General features: G+C 36.6%; 1 protein-coding gene. It reads right to left on the bottom strand.

Annotated elements, in window-relative coordinates:
- Positions 1–42 precede the first annotated feature (42 nt).
- Entirely contained in the window at positions 43–483 is a 441-nt protein-coding gene (locus COE49_RS26955; RefSeq protein ID WP_088232074.1) for a Dps family protein, read from the bottom strand.
- Between the last annotated feature and the right edge of the window lie 202 nt (positions 484–685).

Raw genomic sequence — 685 nt, 5'->3', positions numbered from 1 at the left:
CCCCCTCACATTCTGAACGAGCCGCTTCCGCTTTTAAATATATTATTGATTCAAGAACGCACGTAGCATCCAAGCGTGTTTTTCTAGTTCTGTGTAGATGCCTAGTAGTAGGTCAGATGTCATTTCGTCGTCAGAGTCTTGAGCGATTTCCATGCCTTTTTTCAGTTCGACTAGCATCATTTCATAGTCTTTCATGATTGCTTCGACCATCCCTTCTGCAGTTTCTCCGTATGCTGCTTCTTGAATAGAAGATATTTCTAGGTATTCTTTCATTGTTGCTACTGGTCTGCCGCCAATTGCTAAAATACGTTCTGCAATTTCATCGATGTGAGTAGCTGATTCTGTGTAAAGTTCTTCAAATTTCTCGTGTAATGTGAAGAATTGAGGTCCTTTTACGTACCAATGGAAGTTGTGTAGTTTTGTGAATAAAACGCTCCAGTCTGCTACTTGTTTGTTTAATACTTCGATTACTTGTTTGTTCATTATGATCAATCTCCTTTTGAGTTGTTATGTGATATCAATTACTAATTTATAATTATTATAATCTAGTAATCTGTATAAATCAAGCCTTTTGCTGGAATTTATTTGAACAAATTATGAACTGTTGTAAATAAAAAATCCCTATTACGGTGAAGTAATAGGGATTTTGTTTGAGATACGGCTCTTGTTCTGAGCAAGCCGCTTC

This window comes from Bacillus sp. AFS029637 (assembly GCF_002584985.1).
GTDB lineage: Bacteria > Bacillota > Bacilli > Bacillales > Bacillaceae_G > Bacillus_A.
Note: the sequence above shows the minus strand (reverse complement) of the source record. Positions and strands in the feature narration are given on the sequence as shown.